This window comes from Streptomyces sp. NPDC052910 (assembly GCF_055585605.1).
Genome location: NZ_JBVJJR010000018.1, coordinates 40217 through 57327 on the forward strand (window position 1 = coordinate 40217; position 17111 = coordinate 57327).

Below are 17111 nucleotides of genomic sequence, written 5' to 3' on the forward strand. Positions count from 1 at the left end.
GGCGGGTCTCCCTCGCGTGATCGGTATGCGGTGGTTTGTGGATGCGTCGGGGATTGCGACGCGATACGTCGTCGCAGGTCAGGGGGTGCGACGGGGGTGTGATGAGGGGGTGGTCGGATGCGATGCCGTCGCATGATCGGCGGCGTCGTCGCATCGGCGTCGTATGCGCTGACCAGGCACGACGCATCGCGTCGTATGCCCGTCGCATGGGTCATTCCGGGGCAATCCCGGCGGCGGCGCGGACGTCGGCGAGGAGGTATCCACGGCCCCTGGGGGCGACTGTCCACTCCCGGGTGACGAGCTCGCGGTCGGTCCCGTCGAGGGCCTTGGCGATCTCCTCGGCGATCTTCTTGCCGCCTTGGCGGTTGTAGGCGGAGGTGGCCGACTTGAAGTCCTCGTGGTCCTCGGCTACCTCGTCGACGCCCAGGGCCTCCCAGCTCCAGGTGTCGGGGTCAAGCACCGCTAGGTGCTGCAGGAGATCGGCCGTGCGCAGCCGGTCGACGTCCCCGGCCTCGGCGAAAGCGTGGAGCATGAGCGTGAGGATCGTGGCCTCTTCCGCCACCGTGGGCTCGGGCCGGCCCGGGCGCCCGGATCCGTTCGGACCGCCGCCGCTCGACGACAGACCGGTGACGGCCAGCAGGTACTCCTCGATCGGGTCCGTGAACTGGCCCGGGGCCCGCCCGACTTCCTCACGCAGGAGGCGCCCGGCGGCGATGATGTCGGCCGCGCCGTCGTACTCCTCGTCTTCGATGAAGAAACTGCGGATCAACTCGCCCGGGGCTCCATCGATATCGACGATCGCGCCACCCGGAATCGACTCGGGAATTTCATGCGCCCGCAGACCCGCGCCGGTGGCGCCGTCCTTGAGAATCGCATTCGTCTGAACCGGCCCGCCGGTGCGCGTGGCCACCCGCGCGCCCGAGTTGGACTTAAAACCGCGCGGAATGGTGTTCGCGTCCGGGTCCTGGGTGACCACCGCAACCGTAATGTTCAGGGCGGCGGCGAACGCGGCCAGCTCCTCCAGCAGCTCGGCGATCCGGTCGGCCGCCTTGATGGTGCGCCGCGGCCCCTCTTCCCGGTCGTCGGTCGGATCCGGAATCCGCACCGACGAATTCATGTACTGCTTGAATTCATCGATGACGAGAATTTCCAGCGGGAACTGGTCCAGGTCCCGCTCACCGAATTTGGCCCGGGCCTGGTCCTCCAGGATCTCCTCACGCCGGTACGCCTCGGCCAGCAGCGCCTCCAGCAAAACAATCAGACGCTCGGGGCGGCGGCCGAAGAACGTCGCGCACACCGGGGCGTAGCCGCGGTGCTCACCGGGCTTGGCCCCGGCGACCAGCCGCAGGTTCACGCGCGGATCCAGGCCCAGCCCGCACAGCAAGTTGCGCAGCAGCATGCCCTTGCCGGTGCGGCTCATCCCGCCCAGCAGCGCCATGACGTGCCGGAGCTTGAGGTAGATCGGCAGGCCGCGCCGGTTGAAGCCGATCAGGATGCCGCGCTTCCACACGTCGGTGCGCTCGGGGTTCTCCACCAGCGGGGAGGTGCGCGGCGTGGCGAAGGGGTCGGCGGTGCAGTACCAGAAGGAGACGCGGTTGGCGGAGCCGTCCTTGCGGATGTCGAGCCAGCGCTCCTCGATGTCGAGCGCGCCCGCGATGGCCTCCTTCTTGGCGATGAGCTGGGAGAACGTGACCTCCTTGGGGAGCCTGAACCGTGCTTCGACGCCGTTGATCTCGGCAGCGCGGATCGGTTCGAGAAGGCGGATCTCCTGGTCCTCCTTCAGGACCTTCGCCGTACGTAGGACGTCGTTCAGCATGGCGTCGGTGAGCGGGGGGTGCTCGCCGCCGGCGCCCTCGGGCAGCGCGAAGGCCGCGGTCAGGGGCTGGTCGGGGTTGCGGCGCTTGTGCTCGCGCAGGCCCAGGGCGGCGAGGATGCCCACCAGGAGCAGGGCGGCCGGGGAGGCGGCGAGCAGGCCGTAGACGTCGGCGACGGCGATGGCGGCCGCGATGACGGTGAGCACCGCGGTGCTCGCGCCGACGAGCATCGGTTCGCGGCGGCGGGCGCGGGCGGTTTCGTTCCGCTCCTCGCGCAGCGCGGCGATGATGTCGGGGTTGAGGTGTTTGCGGCGGGCCGTGTCGACCATGTCCGCGTATTCCTGGGCGGTGTAGTAGTGCCAGGAGTCGCGGGCGCCGGCCATCACGCCGAGGCCGGACAGCTTGGACAGCCGCCAGGCGTAGACGTGGGTGTGTCCGGCGTGCCGGGCGAGGCCGTGCAGGAAGACGCGCTTGCGGTGTGCCCACACGGCGGAGTCGAAAGTGCCGGCGGGGAAGGCGTCCTGCCACTTCCAGCCGTCTGAGGATGTCCGGGGGGCCGGGGCGGGGGCGCCGCCCTCGTGCTCCTGGTCCTCGTCGTCGGTGAAGACGAGGCCGCCGGCCACGCTCTCGACGGGCGGCACCGGGACGGGGATCTCGTGCTCGCTGCCGGTGGTGGCGTCGGCCATTCCGGCCCGGGTCTCCCGTACGGCGTCGCGGGCCGACTTCTCCAGCCGGGCGCGGCGCGCGGGGTCGTCGGCGAACAGGCTGGAGAGGTCGTCCGGGACGTCGCCGGGGCCGCCGGGTGCGGACTCGGGGGAGATTTCGGTCATGCTGGGCTTCCTCGCTCTCTGGTTCAGGGGGTGGAGGAGGCGCGGGGCCCGGGTGCCGGCCAAAGCTGCCGGGCCCCGCTTCGGGGGCGCTACTTCTGGGCGGCCTTGGCCTTGGCCTTCGCCGCGGCCTTCTCGGCCTTGATCCGGCGGCGGGCGGCGCTTTCCTTCTGCGCCTGGGCCATCGCGGCCAGGGCCTGCGGGCCGTAGAGCCCGGCGGCGACCAGGCCGCCACCAACGAGCAGGGCCGTGAGCCAGGTGAAGGCGAGCATCGGCGTGATGCCCGGGATGCCGCGCCAGACGGCGATGTAGGCGGCAGCCGGGACGAGCACCGCGAGACGCCAGGGCATCCGGCGGGAGGTCTTGGCGGCGGAAGCGCTCACTGGGCGATCTCCTTCGGGGTCGTGTTCGCGTCGTTGTCGGCGGCGGGCGGCTCGGCCAGCACGCCGCAGGTCGGGCAGGGGACCAGCGGGCGGCCCCGGACCAGCGAGCGGACCTGGGCCATCCAGGGCTCGGGGAGGGTGAGGACCGCTCCGGCGGCCGCCAGGCCGAAGACGATCGCGGCGGACATCACCGCCGAGGAACTGGTGTCGTACGGGAGGGTGTAGCCGTGGCGCCAGGCCCAGCCGCCGGCGGCCGATCCGGCCCACAAGGCGAGCAGCATGTGGGCCATGCCGACGGCGAGGGAGGCGACGTAGCGGGCGCCTCCGGTGATGCGCTGCTTCATGTGCGGTCCCTTCCGGGATTCGGCGCGTACGGCTCAGGTCGCGTCGCGCTGCTGCTCAGGTGGGGTTAGACCTGTTGGGTTTAACAGGTCCGACGGGAAGAGGGCGTTCTCGTCGGCGAGGAGCGCGGCCTGGTTGCGGGCGGCCCGCTCCTTGTCGGTCTTGTTGCGGCGGCGGACGAAGCAGCCGCGGCACAGGACCATGACCTCCTCGACGGGCAGCGTGATCGCGTCCCGGTCGGAGACCTCCGGGTCGATCGGGGCCACCAGGAGCGGGGCGCGGTGCCAGCCCCGCTCGTGGCAGCGCTTCCCGGTCGTGTGCCAGCGGGGCTTGTCCCCATCGGCCAGGCCGCAGTTCCCGGGCTCATCCAGGTGGCACTCGCAGTGCCCGTCACTGCGTCCCACCGCCGCCTCGTAGACGGTTCCGGCTAACGCGTCCGGAACGTTCACCGGCTGATTCCCCTCTCCGCCAGGACCTGGCTCAGGTACTCCTTGGCGGTTCCGGGGCGGCATCCGAGGTGCCGGGCCATCTGCCGGTTGGAGGGGTGGCGCTTGAGGTTCTTGCCCTCCTCGGCGGCCGCGTCGACGAGCGCCCGGGCTTTGGCGAGCCGGTCGTCTGCGACCTTTTCCCGGACTTCCTCCTGGGCCCCGTCCGCCTGCTTCCCGTCCTCGCCCTGGGGTGCGTCCGGGGAGGGGGCCGGAAGTGGCTCCTGCCCTTGCGGGAAGCGGGTTGTGGCCGTTTCGCTTCCCGACGGCGAGAGGGACGTCCAGGCGCCCAGCGGGTGCACCGGGACGCGGTGGGCGACCCACTGTCCGTCGGGTCCGGGAACCGCGAGCACGACCGGGAGGTACGAAGCCGGGATCACCTCCGGCGTCTCCGCGGACGCGGTTTCGGGAACCGGTTCCGGCTCCGGGGTGACGGCGGCGGGAACCACCGGCGCCGGGGCGGGCGCGGTGCGCGAGAACCGGGTGCGTCCGTCCCACGCTTCGGCCTGGGCCCGGCGGAAGGTCGCCCGGCGGGAGGCGCGGATCTCGCGGATGGACGGTTCCCCGACGGCCGCGCCGTTCGCCCGCTCCCACGCCTTTGCGTACGCGGCCTCCAGGGTGATCCCGGTGTTGTCGGCGATCCGGCGGGCGCGACGTACGAGGATCGGATGCCGGCGGCGGAGCCGCTTCCACCGGGCGATCTCGTCGGCGGTGCGGCCGGAGACGGCGGCGCGCCTGGAGCGCATCACCACCCACCACAGGATCAGCGCGGCGAGCGAGGCCCCGGCGTACGCGCACGCCCGGTAGATCCCGGCCGCCGAGTCGTCCTCGATCAGGTGGCCCAGGCCGTTGATCGCGGCGGCGATCACGGCCGTGATCCAGGTCGCCCGCATCAGCCACCGGTACTCGCGGCGCTGCTCGATCGCCTGACCGGTGAGCCCGGCAAAGGTGAGTGTCATGCCCTCGGTGAGGACGGGGACGCCGGCGGCGGCCCATCCCATCCCGAGGTGCGCGGCCGCCCCGGCCTGGCCGGTCCAGCCGACCACCAGGGAGACCACCACGACGGGCAGACCCCACAGCGGCATGTGGTGGGAGAGCCGGACGACCGCCGAGTCCCAGGTGGTCTTGCGCTCCTTGCGCTTCTTCGCGCGCAGCTTCTGCCGCTCGGTCTTCTTCTGCAGCGCGAGGTTGACCTTCGCGTTCCTGGCCTCGATCTTCAGCCGCCGCTTGTGCTCGCGGTCGCGGCGCCGCTCCTCGGCGGCCGCGCGCCGGTCGGCGCGGTCCTCGGTACGGCGGGCCGCGAGGTTGGCCCGCTTCTCCTCGCCCCGACTGGACGGGAGCGGGGTCGTGAACGGCGGCTCGTTCGGGTCGTGGCCGTTGACGGGGGTTTCGGTGCTGTAGGTCGTCACCGGCCTACGGCCTCCTTCCGGATCGGGGTGCGGGTGAGGTGGATGAGGGCGGTGGTCCGCAGCGCGGCGCGGAACGCGCGGCGCAGCGGCCGGCCCCGGCGGGCCCGGCTGACCAGGTCGGCCGGGCGGGGGGTGCCGAGCTCGGCGAGCACGGTGTAGGAGTCGAAGTCGGCGGCGGTCCAGTCGCGGCCGACGCCCCGGCGGATCCTCAGCGCGGCGCTCATACGACCGCCCCCTTCGTGTCGGTGTCGGCGCCGGTCTTCGGGCCGTGGAGGTCGATGCCGAACAGCTCGGCGTGGCGCAGCAGCAGGCCGGAGACCTCGCGCATGGCGGCGCGGGGGTTCCTGGCGGACAGCGCCATGGCGATCTCGGTGACGGCCTCGGTCACCGCCGCGCGGTGGAAGGCGAAGGCCAGGGACTCGGCGGTCAGCGCGGCCGCGGCGGTCTCGGTGTCGTCGATGGCCGTGTCGCGCTGGGACCGGACGGTCTCCAACTGGCGGGTCAGCTCCTGGATGCTGTCGGCCTTGGCGAGCTGCTCCAGCGCCGGGCGCTCGGTCCGCTCCAGCAGGGCCTCGATCTCGTCCGCGCTGGCCGGGGCGGGCAGCGGCGGCAGCGGGGCCGTCTGGATCCTCCAGCCGAGCGGGTCGGGGTCCGGGGCCGGCGTTGGCCCCCAGTAGCCGCCCCGGTAGGGGGTGACGGTCTGGGCGGACTCCCGGTCGCGGTGGGCGCTGTGCACCCGGCCCTTGTGCAGGACCACTTCGGTCGGGGCCTCGGCGGCGTCGACCGCGTACTTCACCGCGCCGAGCAGCAGCTCGACCAGGCGGACGAGGTCGGTGTTGCGCGCCTCGGCGGCCACCAGCTCGGTGCGGACCTCGCCAAGGTCGGTCATCAGGTGCTGGCGCAGGCGCACGTCGGTGGCGGCGTCCGTCTTGAACGCCTCGACCGCGCGCTCGGCGAGTTCGAGGTCGGCCTCCAGCGCGGAGGCGAGTCCCGCGCCCTCTTGCAGAGCGCGGAGCGTCTTGGTGCGGATCATCCGGATCATGCGACGGGCTCCCGGGTCTCGGAGGGGGCGGCGGGCGGGGCGTTGCGGAGGCGCTGGTCGACCAGGCGGTGCAGCAGGCGGGCGGTCACGGCGAGCGCGCCGAGCCAGAACAGGGCCTTGGTGATGGTGGCGACGGCGGTGACCAGCGCGGTCAGCGCGTCGAGGAGGACCGTTCCGGAGCCGTAGGCCAGCACCGCGAGCAGCGGCACCAGGAGCAGGAGCATCTGGGACGGCATTCGGCCCGTGACGTCGAGGCCGGCGCGGAACAGGTCGCGTAAGGCGGAGGCGAGGCGCGTCATCGCGGTCACTCGCCGATCCGGGCGGCGGCGACGACCTTCTCGGCCGCCTCTTCCCACTCGGCGGCCGCGCGGAGGCGGGTGATCGTCTCCGTGTCGCGGGCCGTCCACTCGGCGGGGTTGGAGCTGACGCGCTCCAGGACGTCGGCCAGGAGCTGGCGGGTGGTGTCGGTCATCAGGCCACCGCCCCGAGCTCGAAGTCGACGAGGCCGGCGGCGCACTCCAGCTCGTCGAGCTCCTCCAGGAGGACGACGGCGAGCTCGGCGCGGCGGCTGGCCTGCCTGGGCTGGAAGAAACCCGTCGCGGCCATGTCGGCGAGGGCGTCCTCGCGGGCCTGCCGGGCGGCGCGGCCCTCGATCCCGACGGGCGGCCCGAGGACCAGGTCGACGTCGATGCCGAGGATCTGCGAGGCGTCGTCGCGGAGTTGGAGGGCGGCGGCGAGGGTGCCGGCGACCGGGTTGGGGATACTGGTCATCGCGGTTCCACTCCCTGGTGTGGTGGATTCCGAAGTGGCCCCGGGGGTGTGCGACCACCTGATCCGGGGCCGCGCCCATTCGGGCGGGGTTGTCGTGCGCGGCCAGACGGCCACGGCCACGGCACATCCGTACGGGCATGCGCCGGGCCGAATCTGTCTGGACGAAACCTCTCGCTGACGGCCCACATGGCCTTCTGACCAGCGAAAAGGGTTGCTCTGTTCCTCGTAGCACTCTGTTGAGTTCTTCTCGGTCCACCGGGCTCGGTACAGCTCCGAGGCGGTCCAGTGACGCCGTATTTCGGCATGGCTGTGCCCTGCCACCCAATCCCCTGAGTTAACTAGTCAGGTGATCGAGCGCTTCGATTAACCCACCGCACTCAACCGCTGTCAACATGTCTAGTTAGGAGTCACCGCTTCATCAGCCTGACCTGCTGGTTTACCTCCGAGCGTTAGGCGCAACGGGTTCCGACTTTCGCGAAACAACTAGACATGTCATGCTGGGCGCCATCGACGGAAGGGAGAGATCCCATACGGAGATCGTTAGATCGGAGAAACGGCCATGGCCAAGAAGGAGCCCGGGAAGGTCCCGCGCATCGCGGCGAGCATCGCGGCGAAGATCGAGCGGGGCGTGTACGCACCTGGCTCCGCCTTGCCGAGCGTCCCGGAACTGCAGGCGGCGGAGGGCATCGCGTACCAGACGGCGCGCGAGGTTTACGGGCTGCTTGAGGACCAGGGCCTCGTCTTCAGCCGCCGCGGCAAGGGCACCTACGTCAGCCTCGTGCTAGGCAAGATGCTGCGCGACGGCACCAGCCGATACCTGCCGAGCGCCAGGTCCGAAGGCGGAGCAGTCGGCGCGTTCGACGCCGAGATCCGCCGTCTGGGGCTGGTCTACAAGCCCCTCCCGACGGTGATCGACCGCCAGCGGCCCCCGAAACGGGTCGCTGACCTGCTCGGTCTGCATCACGCGACCAAGGCGCTCATGCGCGAGCGCGTCATGCCCGTCGCGCTTCCCGACAACGACGACATCAGCGAGGTGGTGCAGCTCGCCACCTCCTGGTTCCCGCCCGACATCGCGGACCAGTGCCCGCAACTGGAACAGCAGAACACCGGCCCGGGCGGGAGTAAGAGCAGGCTGGCCGAGGCCGGCCACTCCCAAGTCCGCCTCCGTGAGGAGATCGAGGTCCGCCCGCCCTCTGAGGAGGAAGCGGCAGCGCTCGGGATCCCGGCGGGGCAGGCGGTCCTAGAGATCACCCATCAGGGCCTCACGGCAGAGGACCGGATCGTCGAAATCTGCCTGCACGTCATGCCGCGCACCAAGTGGCGACTCGCCTACGAGTGGTCCATCGGCTCGTAGGCCCTCGCCCCAGCCGGGGCACCCGCGACTTAGTACCCGAAACCCAAGGAGCACAGTTCTCATGGCAAGCAACACGATAGGCACCGACGGCGTCGTTCTCCGGGACGCGCGCAGCCGGTACCGCACCGCCCAGCGCGAGGAGAACGGCGCGCACGGCGCGTACGACGCCGAGATCCGCCGTGGCGGTGGAACGCCCCGGACGGAGGTGAACGTCCGACGTGAGACAGCCCCTGCTGACGTCGCCGAGCTCCTGGGCAGCGACGGGGAGGTCGTCGTCCGGGCCCGCCGAATGTATGACGGTGACCGCCTGATCCAGTTGGCGACGACCTACATCCCGGTGGACGTGGCTCAGGCCGCCGGCATCGAGCAAGTCGACACGGGCGTCGGCGGCATCATCAGCCGGATGCGTGAGGCCGGTTTCGATCAGGGGACCGAGGCCACCGAAGACGTCGCCCTGCGCACGGCCACGGCAGACGAGGCGAACGCACTCGGGCTGGCGGAGGGCACGTCAGTCCTGACCATCAACCACATCGGCCGGACTGGGGACGGCCGCGTCGTCGAGGTCACCCAGCACGTCTTGGCCGACGGCTGGAAGCTCCGATACTCCGTACCTCTGGCCTGACCGGCCAGCCCGGCCCCGGCTCCGTGCTGGGGCCCCGCGTCCCTCTCGAAAGGACCGCCTCCGAAATGAGCACCGCGCGCCTCTCCGCTGCCGAGATCGTCAGCGAGCTGCTGTCGGCAGTCGCCGACGACGGTTGGCTCACGTGCTTGACGGCCCCTGCCGGCCCCGGCCCGATCGCACCCGGCGCTGGGCTTGCAGACATCGCCAACGCGTTCCGCGCGCACAGCCGCTGCGGGGCCCTCCCGCCGGTCGTCGTCCGTGAACTCAAGCGAGCCGCCGACGCAGCCGACCGGGCGCAGGCCCTAGACGCCGAATCGGTGGCTCGCTACGGCGAGCTGGGCACGGCCTTTGCTCACTTGGTGCAGGCCCGCGGCGCGTCCACTCCCGACTCGCCGGAACTCGCGGGCTGACCCCGCATAACCGCCGGAGAGAGGAAGATTGCCCGCGAAACGCGGACAGGCCCCAGCGGGGGCCTGTCGGTCGCGCTCGCCGGTTGTGGTGGTCGGCGCCGCGATCAAGCACCTGAATGGGAGGTGCCTGCGATGGTCAGCAGGCTACGCGTACCCACTGATAGTGGGCCAGCGGGACACGGCGACACGCCGTTGGCGGCCCACGCTTCCCGTGTGGCGGGACGGCTTCGCAAGTTCTCTCCCGGAGAACGGGATCTTGGAGTATCCGCGTCGGCTACCCGGTACTACACGACGACGTCTTCCGGCACGATCCCCGGATGGGATCAAGCTGCATACCAGGCCAGTGCCGGTTTCGGAAACCTCGGGGAGGGCTCCAAGATGGTCGTCATGCACGCACGCGCCCCGTAATGCCGAGGGCCGCCCCTGCGCCAACAGGAGCGGCCCTCAACTCAACAACTTGACTCAGTCCCCAGCCTCGCAAGCTACAGATCCTGAGTCGTACGTCGGCGGTAACGCCGGGCTCCCGACCCCACGGGGCCCGGTCACCACCAGCCAGGGTAACCGGCCCGACAGCCTTTGCGCAGCACCGCTCGTAGGCCCGTCCGGTTACCTGGTGATGATCACCGACGTGTGACTCTCTACCCCGATTGGGAGAGATCGCACCCCATGCACCACCGGCAGCACCGCCCCCTCCGGCTCGCCTCCTCGGAGCCCGCGACGGTAACCGTCGCGACCGCGTACGAAGGCGCCGTGTTGATTACGTCTTGCTCTCATAACCCGATGACCTGCCCCGATAGGGGTGTCCGCTTCGGTGCATACAACGGTCGCGTGACGACTACGAACGACGCCGTGTCCGCCCCGGCCGCTGGGGCGGTGGCCCGATGACGAACTCTCCCGGCCTGATGGATGACGGCGGTGACGAGGAGTTCGAGCTCATCGGCACCCTCAACGACTACTGGACGCACACCCAGGTGCGCGACTGGGTGCTGCTGCTGCCGGACATGACCCGGACCGCGCTGCACCTGTATATGGTCTTGCGCTCGATGATCCGTGAGAACGTCCGGCGCAAGGGCGGCGGTCTGCGCCGGATGTCGGTGGACCAGCTCTGCTTCCTCCTGCCGGGCGTCAACAAGAAGCCGTGCAGCCCGACCATGGTCAAGGACGCGTTGAAGCTGCTGGCCGAACTCAACCTGGTCGTGAACCCTGAGGACGGGCACCTGGTGAAGTCGACGGGGAAGGGCGGGATCCAGAACTCCTTCCGCACGTACCAGGTCAACGAGCTGCCGCCGGACGCGTACGTGGGCTGGCGCAACGTCTGGGACAAGCTCGACGCGTACACGCCGGACTGGCGGGAGAACCCGCCGCAGCCTCCGCTGCACACCCGTCGCGGCGACCAGGTCGTGCAGACGCCCGTCGGCAGTCCGGCTTCTCCGGCCGCGGCCCTGCAGCCGGAGAAGCCGAAGGACGGCGCCCCGGCGAAGCAGGCCCCGATGGGCAAGAAGGCCCCGGCGAAGAAGACCGCCCCGAAGAAGACGGCGTCCAGGAAGGCCGCGCCGCCGAAGAAGGACCAGGAGGACGGCGCCGTCGACGTGCCCGTTGACACCTCGGCGGCGAAGCCGGTGGTGGATGCCTGGGCCGAGGGCATGAAGGCCGGCGGGCGTCCGTTCCTGCCCAAGCGCGCCGCGCTCATCGCCACCGAGGCCGCTGAGCTCCTGGCGGCCGGTGCCGACGTCGACCACCTGTGCCGGGTGGCTGAGTGGATGGGTCGGATGAAGCCGACCTGGAAGGTGCTGGAAGACGCGATGACCTGGCCGGAAGCGCCGCAGCCGTCGGTGCCCGGGCAGCGGTCCGGCCGTCCGGCCGCTGAAATGTGCGAGCACCATCCGACCTTCGAGGCCGAGGACTGCCTGCGCTGCGCGGCCGACGAGCGTGACCGCCGTCAGCGCGCTGCCTCCGAACCGGCACCGGTCGACGGCGCCGGGCTGCTGGCCCGGCTGCGCGCCGGTCAGCCCGCGTGACCCCCACATTGCCCCGTTCCGAACACGCCTGTGGCGGCCGCTCCCGTCAAGAACCGGCCGCCACAGAAGACCTCACCGAGGAGATCCGCATGTCCATCGTCGCACCCCACGCCGCCCCTGACGACGAGTACGAGCGCCCCGGCCGGGGCGCCTTCGACCGCACCCCGCCGCACGATGTCGACGCCGAGCAGTCAGCGCTCGGCGGGCAGCTACTCAGCAAGGACGCCATCGCCGACGTCCTTGACGGCCCGATGCAGCAGCGGGACTACTACCGGCCGGCTCACGAGACGATCCAGGCCGCGATCCTGTACCTGTACGGCAAGGGCGAGCCGGTCGACCCGATCACCATCGCTGCCGAGCTGACCAAGCGCGGTGACATCACCAAGGTCGGCGGGGCCTCCTACCTGCACACCCTGGTGCAGTCCGTACCGACAGCGGCGAACGCGGCGTACTACGCCGAGATCGTCCACACGCTCGCCGTCCGCCGCCGCCTGATCGAGGCCAGCACGCGGATCGCCCAGGTCGCCTACTCCGGCGAGGGCGAGATCGACGACGTCCGCAGCGCGGTGGAGGCCGAGGTCCTCGACGCCCTGGCGACCCGCGAGCAGTCCGCCGGCTACGCGTACGTCCGCGAGGACGTCCCCGACTTCTGGGACCAACTCGACGCCCGGATCAAGGGCACCGGCAAGATGACCGGCGTCCCCACCGGCTTCATCGACCTGGACGCGATGACCAACGGCCTGCAGTCCGGCCAGCTCATCGTCATCGGCGCCCGCCCGGCCATGGGCAAGTCGACGCTCGCCCTGGACATCGCCCGGTCCGCCTCCATCAAGCACGGCCTGACCTCGGCGTTCTTCTCCCTGGAGATGGGCCGCTCCGAGATCACCCAGCGGCTCTACAGCGCCGAGGCCCGCGTCGCCCTGCACCACATCCGCGCCGGAACGGTCACCGACGACGACCTCAACCGCATGGCCAAGCGCACGCCCGACATCGAGGGCGCACCGCTGATCGTGGACGACTCCCCGAACCTCTCGCTCACCGAGATCCGCTCCCGGGCCCGGCGCATCAAGCAGTCCAAGGGCGGCCTGGACCTGCTGATCGTGGACTACCTCCAGCTCATGCAGTCCGGCACGGGCCGCCGCGCGGAGAACCGCCAGCAGGAAGTCTCCGACATCTCCCGCAACCTCAAGCTCCTGGCCAAAGAGCTGGAAATCCCGATCATCGCCCTGTCCCAGCTCAACCGCGGCCCCGAGCAGCGCACCGACAAGCGCCCGCAAATCAGCGAGCTGCGCGAGTCCGGCTCGATCGAGCAGGACGCCGACATGGTGATCCTGCTGCACCGCGAGGACGCGTACGAGAAGGACTCGCCCCGCTCCGGCGAGGCCGACCTGATCGTGGCCAAGCACCGCAACGGACCGACGGCGACGGTCACGGTCGCTTTCCAGGGCCACTACAGCAGGTTCGTCGACATGGCCTCGGAAGTCGTCTGAGCTGCGGTTTTCTCGACCCAACCCCGACGTTCTCAGATGAGGGTCGTCGGGTCAATCGCCATCCGGAGGGGTTCCATGCGGTTCGTCCAACGACCCGGTCCTGTCGTCGTCCCAGCGAGCCTGGTTCGCAACGCCAAGCTGTCCAACGACGACCTCGGGCTGTACGTGCGCGTGGCGCACATCATCGACTGGAGTGAGAAGGCGCCAGACGTGGACCAGGTCGTGCATCTGCTCCTCGCCGGGCAGGTCGGGCCCCCGCCGAACACCACGGCCGACGAGCTGGCCCGGAGCATCGAGCGCCTGGCAGCCGCCGGCCTCCTGCCCCTGCAGAACCCGGACGCCGGGTTGCCCGAGGCTGACTGGCACAAGAAGCACGGCGGCTTCCCACAGATGTAAGCCACCCCGCGACGTTGTCCGCTTCGGCTGGCACTGTGGCCCTCGTAGTCACACACCGGCTCCGCCCCCGGCACACCTGCGTGCCGGGGGCGCTGTCGTTCCCACCCGGCGGTGGGCGGACAGCGCCAGGGGAGCGGGGGCCGGCGGACCGCTCGCCGGAAATCCGGCCATCGAAACAACCAGGGGCGATGCAGCATCAGTGCAGGTCGTTTCGATGGCCGTTTTTCCGACCGACCTGAACGGATTTCCGACCGACCTGGACGGAAAAAAATCGACCGCAGCGCGCTGACCTGCGTAAACGTGCTCCTCTAATAAGCCCCCCCAATAAGTTCTTCTCTCTCCCGCAACACCGACTGCACCGGTCCTGGTGTCGTCGGCCCGAGCCGGGACGAACGGCGAGGAGAGAGACGCGGCTGCGCCGAAGGACACCCCCGCCTGGCTGTTGCTCGGCCGGTGGCCCTCTGCCGCGCCGCGGCTTCGGCGGGCAGGCTGGTGCTCCGCTGCGGGCCGCCGGCCCCGTCTATCGAAGGGACTTCCGCGTGTCCGACCCCCCGTCCCCCACCCTGTTCGGTTCGGCGGTCGTCCTTGACCTCCGGCTTTCGCCGCGGGCCCGGCTGCTCTACGCGGTCCTGCTGGCGAAGTTGGCTCGGTCCGACCAGGAGGGCCCGGAGGTGGAACTCCTCCAGGAGCTGCCTGTCCTCGTCGGCCTGGCCGGTGACGAGCACGACCAGGTGCAGGTCGCCGTCGACGAGCTAGTGGCGTACGGCGTGCTCAGTCGCCTGGTGCACGCCGTGCGGGACGCGAAGCCGGTGCTGCGGGTGCACCTCAGCCCCGAGACGGAGGGCGCTCCCGAGCGGGCCTGTCACACCTGCGCTGGGTGTGGGGCGTGCGCGTGCGCCGAGGTCCGCTGGATGCCGTTCGCGCCGCCGGAGATCCAGTGCGCGCCGTGCAAGGCGCTGGCCGCCCGCTAAGCGTCCATCGGCGGAACCGTGCAGGGTACCCGGGGGACCGGGCCTGATCGTCCGACCGTCACGACGCGGGTATTAACAGGCCGTTGCGCCCTGACCTGGGGGTGTTGGGTGCGGTGTGAGCCGCACCCAACACCCCCAGGTCAGGGCACCTTTCGGGTCCGTCCCGGAGTAAAAATCTTGACCCCCTCGCGCAGGGGGCCCAAGTGGTGACCCTGGCTTGGGGCGGCGGATAGCCGGGCGACTTGGGGGCCATGGGCGCGACAACACCGGTGGGTAATGAGCGCAAGGGCCTGTTAATAGCCAGGAGGGAGGGGCGAGGCCCCGTCACCCATTCGGGTGACGGGGCCTCGCTGTGGGGGTGTCCCTGGTACGTACGTGCAGGTCAGAACATAGAAACGAGCCCTTCGGGCGCGACCTTCTAAGCCCCCATCGGCTGCGCCGATGACTGCAGACGCGCTTCGCGCGGCGACTTACAGGAGCGAGGCGCGCGCCTCTGAGCGCCCCTGTGTGCGGCTCTCGGGGGTAGATCGGCACTCCTCGACATGCACGCCGGGATAGGCACTCCTGCCCCCCTTCACGCGCCGTCTCGGGCCTGTTTCGCGTGATCCCTTGGGAGGCCGGTCCGGGTATCTGCCCTGGTGGGGCCTGCCTTTGGGGTAGATCATCCGTATATGTGATGCTCTCCGACGGACCGCGCGGGCTTCCGTCCGCGATTCGCGGACATGGGCGGCGGGGTGGCAGGCTGCCCGGCATGGCGAAGACCGATCCCGAGGCCCGCGAGCAGCTCCTGCAGGACGCCGAGGCGCTGCTGCTGGCGAAGTACAGCGGCGGCCGCGACTGGATCGAGCCGGTCCGTGTGATGCACGCGGTGCGCGCGGCCGCCGACCGCTACGGTCTCGATGACGCCGCGCAGGCGGAGGTGCCGGCCGACGACGTCCTGGCCGCACTCACCCAGCTCGACGAGGCCCGCGCGGCGCTGGACACCCTGGAGCGGGACCTCACCCGGGCCGCCCGCACGCGCGGCGCCTCCTGGCAGCAGGTCGCCGACCACCTCGGGCTGTCCTCCCGCTCCAGCGCCGAGAGCCGCTTCGTGCGCCTGGAGCGCGACGCCGCCAGCTATCGCAGCGACCGCTACCCCGAGCGCCAGCGCGCCGAGCGGGCCCGCGACCGCGCCGGCGACGCCTGGTGCCGGGCCAACGAGGCACGGCTGCGCGCCGCCGTGTGGTCCCTGGCCTGCCTGAACGACGAGTGGGAGCGGCTGGCCCGCACCGCCCCCGCCGAGAAGCTGGACGCCTGGCACCGCGAGCTCGACGGGCCCGCCCTCGCCGCCCGGCTCAAGGCCCTACGCCGGGTCCTCGATCCCGTGGATGGCGAGCCTCCCGCCGCCGGCGCCGCGGCCGCCGCCCGCGACGAGGTCCTGGCGCTCCTGGACGAACTGCTCGCCGCCCGACACGGCGTCGCCCCCCAGACGGAGCAATGGACCCATTGAGCCCAATGGGTCTAACTGAGCTGACCTGTGTCAATGCTCCGCTGACGCGCGGGCCCATAACGTCTGCGCGGTTGACGCGTTGGCAGCGCATGACGAACGCGAGGCTGACACATCTGCGTCGCACCACCCGTACGGTGCCCGCCCGGGCGCAGGCCCGCCGCGCGGCGAAGGCGGAGGCCGCCGCTGCCGAAGCCGCCGCACCCGCCCGGCGCCCTCGCCGCGTCGCCTGCCAGCGCGCTCCTCAGCGGGTCCAGATGTCCGTCCGGCTCCTGCTGGAGGACGACGTCCGCCTCGACGCCGCGCTGGAGAAGACCGGGCTCTACCTGCAGGACGGCGTCACCGAGGCACTGCGGCTGTGGTTCAAGAAGCTGAAGATCCCTGTGCTGCCCGTGCCGGAGCCGCCCCCGCGCGACTGAGTCCGCGATTCGCGGACAGACAGCGGGCTGTGCGCCATGTTCCGGGAATCCGCCTGTCCGGGCCTGTCCGGGCGGGCACGATCGGCGGCATGGAGGCGAACGGGGACGACCAGGTGCTGCGCCAGCTCGACGAGATCGGCCGGCAGCGCACCGCGCACTACGAAGCGGGGCTGCGGCTGACCGCCCGGGCGCGGGAGGCGACGGCGCGGGCCCTGGAGGCGGGCATCTCCCCGCTGGAGATCAGCGAGCGGACCGGTTACCAGTCCCGCACGGTCGAGAAGTGGGAGACCAGGATGGAGCGTGCCCAGAAGCGCGGCCTGCTGACGGCCCTGCTCGACCGCTGGCGCTCGCGCGGCCGCCGTAAGGACGCGTCCGTCGGGCCGTAAGGTGCGTGCCGCGCGCCGCCGTGGTTGGGCCCGGCGCACGGCACGCACCTCATCCGGCGGTCGACCGGTGCAGCGCGCCGCCGGCGCCCGGGTCACCGGCGAGCGGCTCGTGCTCCTGGTCCTCCTCGTCGCGGCCGCTGTACGCGGGCCAGGTCCCGAACGGGCCGGGCAGGCCGGGGCCGGTGGCGCCGAGCTGGGCGGCGCCACCCTTGAGCCGGTGGTGGGCACGGATCATGGCGTGGTTCTCCTCGTCGGCGGGGCGTTGGGTCCAACAGGTCCAACGAGGGATGAGCAGGGATGCAGGAGCCTTCGACAGCGCTCGGTGCAGGAGCAGCAGCCGGGGGGCTTCACGCAGCGCCCGGAGCGGGCGGCGGGCACCGCTTGGCCGCCAGGGGGCGCAACGTCCAGAGCGCCGCCGGCGGGGTGTTCCTCCGTCGGCGGCGTGGTGCTCGGTGTGCTCATCGGCAAGGCGGGGTCATGCCTGTG

General features: G+C 71.2%; 20 protein-coding genes and 1 pseudogene. 10 read left to right on the forward strand and 11 right to left on the reverse strand.

What is annotated here, in order from left to right; all coding sequences use genetic code 11:
- Window positions 1-211: 211 nt before the first annotated feature.
- The 10 genes from ACZ6X9_RS33560 to ACZ6X9_RS33605 all read right to left on the reverse strand — a co-directional run bounded on the left by ACZ6X9_RS33560 (window position 212) and on the right by ACZ6X9_RS33605 (window position 7073).
- Window positions 212-2644, reverse strand: a complete 2433-nt coding sequence (locus ACZ6X9_RS33560) for a hypothetical protein (protein WP_469781836.1) — start codon at window positions 2642-2644, stop codon at window positions 212-214.
- An 89-nt stretch (window positions 2645-2733) separates the two neighbouring features.
- Window positions 2734-3024, reverse strand: a complete 291-nt coding sequence (locus ACZ6X9_RS33565) for a hypothetical protein (RefSeq protein WP_469781837.1) — start codon at window positions 3022-3024, stop codon at window positions 2734-2736.
- Complete coding sequence (locus tag ACZ6X9_RS33570; protein ID WP_469781838.1) at window positions 3021-3368, reverse strand: hypothetical protein; 348 nt, start codon at window positions 3366-3368, stop codon at window positions 3021-3023. The genes ACZ6X9_RS33565 and ACZ6X9_RS33570 overlap by 4 nt, the downstream gene beginning before the upstream one ends.
- A gap of 33 nt (window positions 3369-3401) precedes the next feature.
- Window positions 3402-3815, reverse strand: a complete 414-nt coding sequence (locus ACZ6X9_RS33575) for a hypothetical protein (protein WP_469781839.1) — start codon at window positions 3813-3815, stop codon at window positions 3402-3404.
- On the reverse strand, window positions 3812-5260 hold the full coding sequence (locus ACZ6X9_RS33580; RefSeq protein WP_469781840.1) for a hypothetical protein: 1449 nt from the start codon (window positions 5258-5260) through the stop codon (window positions 3812-3814). Before ACZ6X9_RS33580 ends, ACZ6X9_RS33575 begins: the two co-directional genes overlap by 4 nt.
- Window positions 5257-5484 carry a hypothetical protein gene (locus ACZ6X9_RS33585; protein WP_469781841.1) on the reverse strand — a complete coding sequence of 76 codons (228 nt, stop codon included), beginning with the start codon at window positions 5482-5484 and terminating at the stop codon, window positions 5257-5259. Before ACZ6X9_RS33585 ends, ACZ6X9_RS33580 begins: the two co-directional genes overlap by 4 nt.
- A complete protein-coding gene (locus tag ACZ6X9_RS33590) occupies window positions 5481-6302 on the reverse strand; it encodes a hypothetical protein (protein ID WP_469781842.1) in 822 nt (273 codons plus the stop codon). The genes ACZ6X9_RS33585 and ACZ6X9_RS33590 overlap by 4 nt, the downstream gene beginning before the upstream one ends.
- Complete coding sequence (locus ACZ6X9_RS33595; RefSeq protein WP_469781843.1) at window positions 6299-6610, reverse strand: hypothetical protein; 312 nt, start codon at window positions 6608-6610, stop codon at window positions 6299-6301. Before ACZ6X9_RS33595 ends, ACZ6X9_RS33590 begins: the two co-directional genes overlap by 4 nt.
- Window positions 6607-6774: a hypothetical protein gene (locus tag ACZ6X9_RS33600; protein ID WP_469781844.1), complete on the reverse strand. Its 168-nt coding sequence runs from the start codon at window positions 6772-6774 to the stop codon at window positions 6607-6609. The genes ACZ6X9_RS33595 and ACZ6X9_RS33600 overlap by 4 nt, the downstream gene beginning before the upstream one ends.
- Complete coding sequence (locus ACZ6X9_RS33605; protein ID WP_469781845.1) at window positions 6774-7073, reverse strand: hypothetical protein; 300 nt, start codon at window positions 7071-7073, stop codon at window positions 6774-6776. Before ACZ6X9_RS33605 ends, ACZ6X9_RS33600 begins: the two co-directional genes overlap by 1 nt.
- Before the next feature lie 559 nt (window positions 7074-7632).
- Here ACZ6X9_RS33605 and ACZ6X9_RS33610 point away from each other — a divergent pair.
- From ACZ6X9_RS33610 to ACZ6X9_RS33655, 10 genes and pseudogenes are all read left to right on the forward strand, one after another.
- Entirely contained in the window at window positions 7633-8427 is a 795-nt protein-coding gene (locus tag ACZ6X9_RS33610; RefSeq protein ID WP_469781846.1) for a GntR family transcriptional regulator, read from the forward strand.
- 61 nt (window positions 8428-8488) lie between these two features.
- The gene (locus ACZ6X9_RS33615) at window positions 8489-9049 is read left to right on the forward strand and encodes a UTRA domain-containing protein (protein WP_469781847.1); all 561 of its coding nucleotides are present in this window, start codon (window positions 8489-8491) and stop codon (window positions 9047-9049) included.
- Between the two features lie 65 nt (window positions 9050-9114).
- On the forward strand, window positions 9115-9459 hold the full coding sequence (locus tag ACZ6X9_RS33620; RefSeq protein ID WP_469781848.1) for a hypothetical protein: 345 nt from the start codon (window positions 9115-9117) through the stop codon (window positions 9457-9459).
- An 881-nt stretch (window positions 9460-10340) separates the two neighbouring features.
- Window positions 10341-11477, forward strand: coding sequence for a hypothetical protein (locus ACZ6X9_RS33625; protein WP_469781849.1), 1137 nt, complete (start codon window positions 10341-10343; stop codon window positions 11475-11477).
- Between the two features lie 152 nt (window positions 11478-11629).
- Window positions 11630-12967 (forward strand): annotated as a pseudogene (gene dnaB, locus ACZ6X9_RS33630) (replicative DNA helicase); the annotation flags it as partial.
- A 75-nt stretch (window positions 12968-13042) separates the two neighbouring features.
- On the forward strand, window positions 13043-13363 hold the full coding sequence (locus ACZ6X9_RS33635; protein ID WP_469781850.1) for a hypothetical protein: 321 nt from the start codon (window positions 13043-13045) through the stop codon (window positions 13361-13363).
- Between the two features lie 539 nt (window positions 13364-13902).
- Window positions 13903-14334, forward strand: coding sequence for a hypothetical protein (locus ACZ6X9_RS33640; RefSeq protein WP_469781851.1), 432 nt, complete (start codon window positions 13903-13905; stop codon window positions 14332-14334).
- A 751-nt stretch (window positions 14335-15085) separates the two neighbouring features.
- Entirely contained in the window at window positions 15086-15823 is a 738-nt protein-coding gene (locus ACZ6X9_RS33645) for a hypothetical protein (RefSeq protein WP_469781852.1), read from the forward strand.
- An 89-nt stretch (window positions 15824-15912) separates the two neighbouring features.
- Complete coding sequence (locus ACZ6X9_RS33650) at window positions 15913-16239, forward strand: hypothetical protein (RefSeq protein ID WP_469781853.1); 327 nt, start codon at window positions 15913-15915, stop codon at window positions 16237-16239.
- Window positions 16240-16328: 89 nt separating this feature from the next.
- Window positions 16329-16625: a hypothetical protein gene (locus ACZ6X9_RS33655; protein WP_469781854.1), complete on the forward strand. Its 297-nt coding sequence runs from the start codon at window positions 16329-16331 to the stop codon at window positions 16623-16625.
- 49 nt (window positions 16626-16674) lie between these two features.
- Here ACZ6X9_RS33655 and ACZ6X9_RS33660 read toward each other — a convergent pair whose 3' ends face one another.
- Entirely contained in the window at window positions 16675-16860 is a 186-nt protein-coding gene (locus ACZ6X9_RS33660) for a hypothetical protein (protein WP_469781855.1), read from the reverse strand.
- Between the last annotated feature and the right edge of the window lie 251 nt (window positions 16861-17111).

Bases quoted from the DNA above. Each gene is read 5' to 3' on its own strand.
- ACZ6X9_RS33660 (WP_469781855.1), bottom strand. From the start codon at position 16,860: ATGATCCGTGCCCACCACCGGCTCAAGGGTGGCGCCGCCCAGCTCGGC.
- ACZ6X9_RS33570 (WP_469781838.1), bottom strand. From the start codon at position 3,368: ATGAAGCAGCGCATCACCGGAGGCGCCCGCTACGTCGCCTCCCTCGCC.
- ACZ6X9_RS33585 (WP_469781841.1), bottom strand. From the start codon at position 5,484: ATGAGCGCCGCGCTGAGGATCCGCCGGGGCGTCGGCCGCGACTGGACC.
- ACZ6X9_RS33600 (WP_469781844.1), bottom strand. From the start codon at position 6,774: ATGACCGACACCACCCGCCAGCTCCTGGCCGACGTCCTGGAGCGCGTC.
- ACZ6X9_RS33645 (WP_469781852.1), top strand. From the start codon at position 15,086: ATGGCGAAGACCGATCCCGAGGCCCGCGAGCAGCTCCTGCAGGACGCC.
- ACZ6X9_RS33615 (WP_469781847.1), top strand. From the start codon at position 8,489: ATGGCAAGCAACACGATAGGCACCGACGGCGTCGTTCTCCGGGACGCG.
- ACZ6X9_RS33605 (WP_469781845.1), bottom strand. From the start codon at position 7,073: ATGACCAGTATCCCCAACCCGGTCGCCGGCACCCTCGCCGCCGCCCTC.
- ACZ6X9_RS33620 (WP_469781848.1), top strand. From the start codon at position 9,115: ATGAGCACCGCGCGCCTCTCCGCTGCCGAGATCGTCAGCGAGCTGCTG.
- ACZ6X9_RS33625 (WP_469781849.1), top strand. From the start codon at position 10,341: ATGACGAACTCTCCCGGCCTGATGGATGACGGCGGTGACGAGGAGTTC.
- ACZ6X9_RS33635 (WP_469781850.1), top strand. From the start codon at position 13,043: ATGCGGTTCGTCCAACGACCCGGTCCTGTCGTCGTCCCAGCGAGCCTG.
- ACZ6X9_RS33560 (WP_469781836.1), bottom strand. From the start codon at position 2,644: ATGACCGAAATCTCCCCCGAGTCCGCACCCGGCGGCCCCGGCGACGTC.
- ACZ6X9_RS33610 (WP_469781846.1), top strand. From the start codon at position 7,633: ATGGCCAAGAAGGAGCCCGGGAAGGTCCCGCGCATCGCGGCGAGCATC.
- ACZ6X9_RS33650 (WP_469781853.1), top strand. From the start codon at position 15,913: ATGACGAACGCGAGGCTGACACATCTGCGTCGCACCACCCGTACGGTG.
- ACZ6X9_RS33590 (WP_469781842.1), bottom strand. From the start codon at position 6,302: ATGATCCGGATGATCCGCACCAAGACGCTCCGCGCTCTGCAAGAGGGC.
- ACZ6X9_RS33655 (WP_469781854.1), top strand. From the start codon at position 16,329: ATGGAGGCGAACGGGGACGACCAGGTGCTGCGCCAGCTCGACGAGATC.